This window comes from uncultured Porphyromonas sp., from assembly GCF_902489635.1.
Lineage (GTDB): Bacteria > Bacteroidota > Bacteroidia > Bacteroidales > Porphyromonadaceae > Porphyromonas.
This window is the reverse complement of the sequence record NZ_CABUAN010000057.1, coordinates 1-8,561: the sequence shown is the minus strand read 5'-3', so window position 1 is coordinate 8,561 and position 8,561 is coordinate 1. Positions and strand designations below refer to the sequence as shown.

Annotated in this window: 7 protein-coding genes; all 7 read right to left on the bottom strand. The window is 53.0% G+C overall.

The features are described 5' to 3' along the window. Positions 1 to 229: 229 nt before the first annotated feature. Complete coding sequence (locus RDM37_RS08210) at positions 230 to 709, bottom strand: ATPase (RefSeq protein WP_273474280.1); 480 nt, start codon at positions 707 to 709, stop codon at positions 230 to 232. 37 nt (positions 710 to 746) lie between these two features. Next, on the bottom strand, positions 747 to 2,576 hold the full coding sequence (locus RDM37_RS08205; RefSeq protein WP_308556636.1) for a V-type ATPase 116kDa subunit family protein: 1,830 nt from the start codon (positions 2,574 to 2,576) through the stop codon (positions 747 to 749). Beyond that, a complete protein-coding gene (locus RDM37_RS08200) occupies positions 2,573 to 3,193 on the bottom strand; it encodes a V-type ATP synthase subunit D (protein WP_004331622.1) in 621 nt (206 codons plus the stop codon). Before RDM37_RS08200 ends, RDM37_RS08205 begins: the two co-directional genes overlap by 4 nt. Positions 3,194 to 3,201: 8 nt before the next feature. Then, positions 3,202 to 4,542, bottom strand: coding sequence for a V-type ATP synthase subunit B (locus RDM37_RS08195; protein ID WP_308556634.1), 1,341 nt, complete (start codon positions 4,540 to 4,542; stop codon positions 3,202 to 3,204). A 23-nt stretch (positions 4,543 to 4,565) separates the two neighbouring features. Further along, positions 4,566 to 6,335, bottom strand: coding sequence for a V-type ATP synthase subunit A (locus RDM37_RS08190; RefSeq protein WP_308556632.1), 1,770 nt, complete (start codon positions 6,333 to 6,335; stop codon positions 4,566 to 4,568). Positions 6,336 to 6,343: 8 nt separating this feature from the next. Then, complete coding sequence (locus tag RDM37_RS08185) at positions 6,344 to 7,330, bottom strand: DUF2764 family protein (protein ID WP_296953712.1); 987 nt, start codon at positions 7,328 to 7,330, stop codon at positions 6,344 to 6,346. An 80-nt stretch (positions 7,331 to 7,410) separates the two neighbouring features. Next, entirely contained in the window at positions 7,411 to 8,004 is a 594-nt protein-coding gene (locus RDM37_RS08180; protein WP_293964851.1) for a hypothetical protein, read from the bottom strand. Positions 8,005 to 8,561: the final 557 nt, after the last annotated feature.

The following is an 8,561-nucleotide window of genomic DNA, read 5'->3' as shown; positions in this document are numbered from 1 at the left end:
CGCCTTGCGCTTCATCCTTTCTGCAAAGTCAGGACAATCTTGCAAGCAAGATTGTCCTGACTGTTGACTTTTGCAACAGACTCAATAAGGGGGAGGAGAGACCAAACAAAACAAGTCCCCGACAGAGCAATCTCTGCCGAGGACTTGTCCGATAGTTTGTCGAGGCTATCTAGTAGCCCATATCTGTAGAGTATGTCGCTAAAGCAACGGGGACTCTGACGGGGTGCCTCTATGCGGCGAGGAATAGACCTCTGACGACTCCAAAGGTTAGGATCGATACGAGTAGGGCTAGGATGGCGTACAGCTCAGGGAAGACGGCCATGACCATCGTTGCTCCGAAGAGGTTGTTGCCAGCACCGATACCCTTGATACCATTGGCGCAGACCTGAGACTGACGGATAGCTGAGTAGAGACCAACTATACCTAGGCTGAGCCCAGCAGCGAAGATAGCCCACGCAGCACCGGCACCGAGTGCGCCAGCGGTGAGGAGATCCTTGATGAGGGTGTTGGCCATAAAGAAGCCGACGAAGCCGTACAGACCCTGCGAAGAGGGTAGAGCGGAGAGACCGATGTACTGACCGAGGGCATCGGGGTTCTTTTTCATAGATCCGATGGTCGCATTACCTGCGATGGTAACTCCGATAGAGGAGCCGATACCCGTTAGGATGACCATGAGGGCTACGCCTCCGTATGCAATTAGTTCGTTCATGTTATGTATATCTGTTATTGATTTGATTATTGCTTGTTTAGTTGACCTTAAAGGGGGTGTAGGGCTTACCGCCACCCTCGAACTCGCTGTTCTTATAGTACTCCACAAAGGTGAGACGCAGCGGGTGTACGAGCGAGCTGATGATAGCTAGTCCGAAGTTGAGTCCGTGTCCGAAGAGTAGGATGAAGACCATCACGAGCCAATTGAGTCCGACGGGCAGGCCCTCAGACATAGAGACCGCTAGGTTGTTGAAGACCCCACCCAGCACACCACTCGTCAGACCGATCGCAAAGAGACGGATGTAGGAGAGCGTGTCTCCGAGTAGTCCCGAGGCGGTGTTGTAGCTTGCCCAGAGTGAGGAGCCGATGTTGAGGAAGATGTTTTTGCCTGGGCTGTTGTAGAAGACCACAACGAGTCCTGCAGCTATCGCCAGTCCGTAGAATATGTTGGTGACGTAGCTCGGTATCCCTGTCGCAGCCATCGGCAGTGCCACAGCCATGATGAGGGCAAAGATGACGATGACCCAGGCGTACGAAGAGAGTGCATACTTGAGTCCTCGCTGCTTCTGTATCTTGACGGCTGCCACGGTCTTAGCAAAGAGGATCTGAATGATACCCAGCACGACTGAGAGGAGCATGAGGTTGTCCTGATTGAGGAAGTAGTCGTTGCGGACGCTGCCTAGTACGGAGCCATCATTGGCCCATGGCATGACCATACCGAAGACGGTGCCGAGTAGCGAACCGACCACGACGGTGGTGCCTCCGAGCCACTGCGCTAGAGAGCAAATGTCTTTAGTCGATTGCCCCTTGACCTTGCGCTTGAAGATGGTCGCCAAAAGGAAGATGACGAGTCCATAGCCTGCATCTCCAAAGCATAAGCTGAAGAAGAGCATGAAGAAGGGCGCAAAGAGTGGCGTCGAGTCAAGCTCCGAGTAGTTCGGCAGTGAGTACATCCGCGTGATCGGCTCGAAGAGTCGACTGAAGCGGTTGTTCTGGAGCTTGATGGGGATCTTGTCCTCATCGAGTATCTCCTGCTCAGCATAGTAACAGGGTAGCTGATCTAGCTCTTGTCGCACCTCGGGGACGATCTTGTTCGGTATCCACCCCTCGAGGAGCATGACCTTGTCATCCGCCTCGCCCGTTGCCTGTAGGAAGGCGTTGCTCATCTGATACTTGTCCTGGAGGAGGAGGTCGTAACCCTGCAAGTCCTCTAGGTGCTGATCGATAAACTGCTGGATCTCCGTCTCAATCTGCTCGGCACGCTGCTCGAAAGAGGCTAGTCGCTCGGCCAGTTCGCTGGCGGTGTGGGTCGGAGCTTTGATCTGCTCCGCCTCGATGCGCTCGGTGCTCTTGTCACCGACGGTGATGAAGTAGTGATGCGAGCGTCGGGTGTCGATGATGATGGCGTTGTGCTCCTCCTCCCAGTGCTCTTGGTACTGAGCTGTGGGGATGATGTAGAAGCGGACGGGATAACCCGCTTGCTGGAGTCGCTCTAGCTGCTGGACGTCATATTCGCCCCACGGCTCCCAGTAGTCATTCTCTCGCTGCTGGCTCTCGATCTGAGAGGCTATCTGGCGGCGATCCTCTAGGAGAGTCTCGATCTGCTGTAGGAGTGCCTCGCCCTCCTCTGTGCTAGCGGGCTTACGGGGAGCGCCGATGGGCTGCTCCTCAGAGCGCTTGCGAGAGAGTGTGCGGATGAGGTCTGACAGATGACGACGCGACACAACGATCTCTTTGATCTGTTCGCTCTCACTGGTCGGCTTGTTCTCCTTAATATGCACGACCCCTAGGTCGCGTAGCTTGAGGAGGAAGCTGTCGTAGTCTTGGTGATAGACTAGGAAGAGGTACTTATCTATTTTCTCTATCATTGTGCTAGTCGCTCTTTTTGTTTGGCAGCACGAATCTCTAGATTGGTGCGCATGATCTTTTGCGAAGCCTTGGAGAGACTCTCCTCATCCTCTAGATAACGCTTGATCTTGAGTATAGCATCTTTGTAGCCGGGGATCTGAACCTTCTCAAAGAGGTTGACCTTTTGCGTAGTCTTACGACGAGCATACTCGAGATACTCTAGCTTGAGATTGAGAAACTCCGCCTCGATGCCCAGCGTGGCTAGTGCCTTGAGTAGCTCGACTCCCTGAGCAAACCACGAGGGATGGCTAAAGAGGCTAAAAGGCTTCACCTCGTAGTCTATATTGTCTAGCACAGGGACGACGACACCAGCTATCTTCTTCGTCGATAGCTTCACGTCGGTGACGCTGACCAGCGTAGGGTCAAACTCGTCCCACAGCGCCACCATATCCTGGTAGCCCTGTATGCCCTGCTCTAGTTGCTCATTGAGAGCATCTATCTCACGGCGAGCTTTCTTGACCTCTAGACGCAGGGCGCTCTCCTTGCTCTTGATCGTGGGCAGGGTGCGCTCTCGCATCTTAAGCTGTTTCTGCTGCTGCTGTAGCGAGGTCTTGTTGTACTGAAACTTGATCGCCATCTCTCTCCTTAAGCTTTGTCGACCTTACTATCTGTAGGCCAATACTTATCCACAAGACTCTGACGTATGCTCACCTCGGCGGGTGTGAAGTACTTGGCAAAGAGACTCCACGCATGGTCGAGCATCTCGGTCGTATTGAGGTTGACGTCGATAGCTAGGAGGTCGTTGGCATAGTCCTTAGCGAAGTCTAGCGTACGCTGGTCGTAGTCTGTCAGGTCAAAGCCGTTCTCTAGCTTGGTCTGAGCATTGGCCGCATCGGCATAGAGACGAACGCCTGCATTCATCACCTGCGGGTGGTCTTCGCGAGTCTTCTTACCGATGACTAGCTGCTTCAGACGAGAGAGCGAGCGGAAGGGGTCTACGATCACCTTACCGATCGAGGAGTCACGACGCAGATAGAGCTGACCCTCGGTGATGTAACCCGTATTATCAGGCACAGCGTGCGTGATGTCGCCGCCCGAGAGTGTCGTCACAGCGATGATCGTGATGGAGCCACCGTCGGGGAACTGCACCGCCTTCTCATAGATCTTAGCCAAGTCGGAGTAGAGTGAGCCTGGCATGGAGTCCTTAGAGGGGATCTGGTCCATACGGTTCGAGACGATCGAGAGCGCATCAGCGTAGTTGGTCATATCGGTCAGGAGGACCAGCACCTTCTCATGCTTCTGCACGGCAAAGTACTCAGCTGCCGACAGTGCCATATCGGGGATCAGTAGACGCTCCACAGAGGGGTCTTCGGTCGTATTGATAAAGCTCACGATACGATCCAATGCGCCCGCATTGCTAAAGGTCTTCTTATAGTAAAGGTAGTCATCGTTCGTCAGACCCATACCACCGAGGATGATCTTGTCGCTCTCGGCACGGAGTGCTACGAGTGCCATCACCTCGTTAAAGGGTTGGTCAGGATCTGCAAAGAATGGGATCTTCTGTCCCGTCACGAGCGTGTTGTTGAGGTCGATACCAGCGATACCAGTAGCGATCAGCTCGGAGGGCTGGTCACGACGTACAGGGTTGACCGAAGGACCGCCGATCTCTACATCCTCGCCCTCTAGCTGTGGACCGCCATCGATAGGTTCCCCGTAAGCGTTGAAGAAGCGTCCAGCCAATTGGTCGCTCACCTTGAGAGCTGGTGCCTCACCGAGGAAGATAACCTCAGCATTGGTTGGGATGCCCTCAGTGCCTGCGAAGACCTGTAGAGTCACCTCGTCATCATTGATTCTAACCACCTGAGCGAGCTTGCCATCGATTGTTGCTAGCTCGTCATTACCGATCCCCGTAGCGTGGAGCATACAGGTAGCCTTGGTAATGTTGGTGATGCGTGTATATATCTTTTGAAAAGCTTGTGTAGCCATTGTGAGACGTTAGATACTAGAGGTTAGATATTAGAGGTGGCGTGCGTAGACTGCTGCTCGATCAGCTGCTCGTACTGCTGCTGGTACTTCTTGAAGTCTTCACTCTGAAACTCCGAGTAGTTCATCTGCTTGAGGTCGTTGATGAGCTCCTTGAAGAAAGTGCTCACCTCGTTGAAGTCCTCAAAGTTGAAGTCTGTGTGACAGATCTTGATCACTCTGTCGAGCATATACTTCTGACGCTCTAGAGGCGTGTTGCAGTCGATATCGTCAAAGGCATCCTGCTGTAGGATTACAAAGTCTATCAGCTCAGACTTCCAGAAGGTCACGTGGTACTCTACGGGTACGCCATCATCACCAAGGATGTTGATCTGCTCTGCGATCTCCTTGCCACGCTGCATGCGTGTCTTGATCTCGTTTACCTTGTCCAGCCAGTCAGAGCCGAGGTCTGCCGTGATGTACTCCTTGAGCTCAGGGTACTCGATATACTTAGAGTAACTATCGATCGGGTTGACAGCGGGGTAACGCTTACTGTCGGCGCGCTCCTGCTCTAGAGCGTAGAAGCATCGAGCCACCTTCTTCGTATTCTCCGTGACAGGCTCCTTAAGGTTACCACCTGCTGGAGAGACTGTACCGATAAAGGTCACAGAGCCCGTCTCGCCGTTGTTGAGATAGACGAAGCCGGCACGAGCGTAGAAGTTTGCCACGATAGCCGACAAGTCCATCGGGAATGCGTCTGGTCCAGGCAGCTCCTCTAGACGGTTAGACATCTCACGCAGTGCCTGTGCCCAGCGAGAGGTCGAGTCAGCCATGAGGAGTACTTTGAGACCCATCGAGCGGTAGTACTCAGCGATGGTCATAGCGGTGTAGACCGAAGCCTCACGAGCAGCCACTGGCATGTTACTCGTGTTAGCGATGATGATCGTACGCTCCATCAGCTTGCGTCCCGTGTGTGGGTCTTCGAGCTCAGGGAACTCGGCAAAGATCTCCACCACCTCATTAGCACGCTCACCACAGGCAGCCATGATGACGATGTCCGCCTCCGCCTGCTTAGAGATAGCGTGCTGGAGGACCGTCTTACCCGTACCAAAAGGACCAGGGATAAAGCCCGTACCACCCTCTACGATTGGGTTCAGCGTGTCAATGGTTCGTACGCCCGTCTCTAGAAGCTTGAAGGGACGAGGCTTCTCACTGTAGACCTGGATAGGCACCTTGACCGGCCAACGCTGGATCATCGTGATGTCATGCTTCTTGCCCTCAGCGTCCACGATCACAGCGATCGTCTCCTCGACAGTGTACTGACCCGCCGGCTTGACACTCTCGACCGTGTAGCTCCCCTCCATGACGAAGGGTACCATGATGCGGTGCGGCTGGTGATTCTCGTCCACCTGCCCCAGCCACGAGCCAGCCTGTACCGTGTCGCCCGCCTTAGCAATAGGCGTAAAGTCCCACTTCCTAGTCGTGTCTAGTGGGTGGGTGTAGTCACCTCTCTTGAGGAAGACACCATCCATCTTGTCTAGGTCGTGCTGCAGACCATCATAGTTCTTGGAGAGCATACCTGGTCCCAGAGTCACCTCAAGCATGTGCCCAGTGAAAGAGACCTTGTCGCCTACCTTCATACCACGAGTGCTCTCGAAGACCTGTACATATACGTTTGCACCGATCACCTTGATCACCTCGCTCATCAGCTCCACCCCGCGTACGGTGATGTAGCATATTTCATTTTGCGATACGGGACCATCGACCTCTACCGTGACGAGGTTAGAGACGATTCCTTTTACCACACCGTTTGTCATTGTATCTATTATTTCTTTTGTTTGCGTTTGAACTCCTCTAGCGAGGTGGTGCTCTCATGCTTGAGTTGAGAGACTATCTGACGGAAGACTTGCTCGCCCGTCTCTTCGTTGAGTGATACCCAGCGCTCCAGTATCTCCAGCTCTAGATAGTAGGCTAGGAGATACTCTATGTCAAAGGGCTTGAAGAAGGTCTGCTCCTCGAGCCAATCCCAGCGAAGCCGGTCTATCAGCTGCTCGCGACGAGCGATGTCCTCCTCGCGACTGATATTGACCAACTGCTGTATCTGAGGAAAGAGCTCCTCCGTAATGCTAAAGTCTGCAGCCTGCGACGTGCGCAGATGATGCTGCAGCGTGCCTCCTCCGATGATATACTCCTTGGGGTCAAAGCCCAGCTGCCGACTGGTGTAGGCGGCTAAGATGTTCTTGATGTTAAGGTTGAACTCCGCCCACTCGGCTACGAATCTATTCTTCTGATGCATCAGATAGTCGTAGTACATCGCCATGAGCTTATCCTGCTCTAGGCGTAGCTGCCAGATCGTGTAGGGCTCCTCCGCTTGCTGTAGCTCCTCACGCATCTCAGCCCGCTCCTCCTCTAGCTCCTCCTCCAGCTCGGGGTCGGGGAGACGCATCTCGATGTACTCCTTGATGAAGTCGGGGAGGTGCTTCGTGCGGGGACGCTTCGTGCGCTGCTGTACAGCTATGATATAGTCAGCCAGCTCCTGAGCATCGATCGTCTCTAGTGGCTCCTTAGGCTCCAGCTCGATCTCTGAGGGGTCATCCTCCCAGTGGATCGAGTCGTCCGAGAGCCACGCATTGATCGTCTCCAAGATTTGCGGTATCTCCTGCTCCATGAGGAGTAGGTCTAAGAGGCGTCTGTCACGCTTGGTGAGCTCTTGTCGTAGCTCCGCCTGCAGCGCATCCGTCTGTATCGGTAGCTTGCGGTCGTCTACTCCAATGTTTGGCAGACCTGCGATGGTCGCGTAGTACTTTGCCATAATGTCTTCGCTAGCGCATAGTTAAGTGGCGTGTAGAGAGTCTCTAGGCACCCCTCACCTATACCTTATATATAGCTTGCTTAGAAAAGCTCCTCCACAAGACGAGGACGTAGGAAGCTCTTGAAGAAGTTGACAAACTCCTCCTCTCCGAAGTTGACCTTGTACGAGCCATCAGCAGGTGCTACGGAGAAGCCAGCTCCTTGAGCCGATCCCGTGCGGATCGTTACCTGACCGCTATCTAGTAGTGCCTTAGCATTGCCGAGCATATACTTCTCCAGAGCCTCGGCGTTGGCTGTCTCGATGACCATTGGCTCACCGACCGTCCACTGCTGTACGATGGCGAGCATCAACTTCTGCATGAAGTCTGCATCCGTCGTCATCGCCTTGACATTGTCTCGCACGATGCGATCCGTCAGACTGTCTGCGATGGTACTCTGCGTAGAGCTGACCACCTGCTCAGCGTAAAGCTTGAGCTCTGCTTGGGTGTTTTTAGTTAAATCTGCTGCCTGACGCTGGGCATCATTCACGATGCGCTGTGCCTCGGCTTGTGCGGTAGCGACCATCTCGTCGCTCTGCTGCTTAGCCTTGGCTAAGATCTGAGCAGCCTCTTGATTTCCCTTTTCTACCCCTTCGTGGTAGATTTTGTCGGTGAGTTCCTTAATCTTGGAGTCCATCTATATGTAGTCTATGTTTTTTGCATGCCTTGTAGAGCACACCAGCAGCGAGTCTCTGCGTGGGTGTCTACGCTTACGAGGACAAAGGTAATAATTTGCTCCAACAATTACAACGGTTTGACGCTCTAGAGAGAGAAAAATGTTCCTCGTCCTGCTATCTCGAACTTTTGTCGGACAGCAATAACTCAATTTCGACCAATCTATAGTTTCCTTCGTATGAAACTCCAGTTTCTTGTCAGGGCTGACACATTATATACAATGCACTCATCTACCTCTTCTACTCCTTGCTTGTTGTTCATGTGGAACTCCTAAAAAACAATCATAATGCTTTAGCCTTGGCTGGGCAAACTCAACGCCTACTCGTTACAATAATTTAGAGTCGACTACATATCGATATGGGCACTATGTCGGGGAAAACTGATTTCCACGTGGATATTTCGAAATATCCAGGTGGAGAATTTTTATTTTCCACGTGGGGAATAAAAAATTCTTCGGAGGAATCAAATGAAACTTCGGAGGAAATGAATGACGCCCACGTGGAAAATAAAAAATATCCA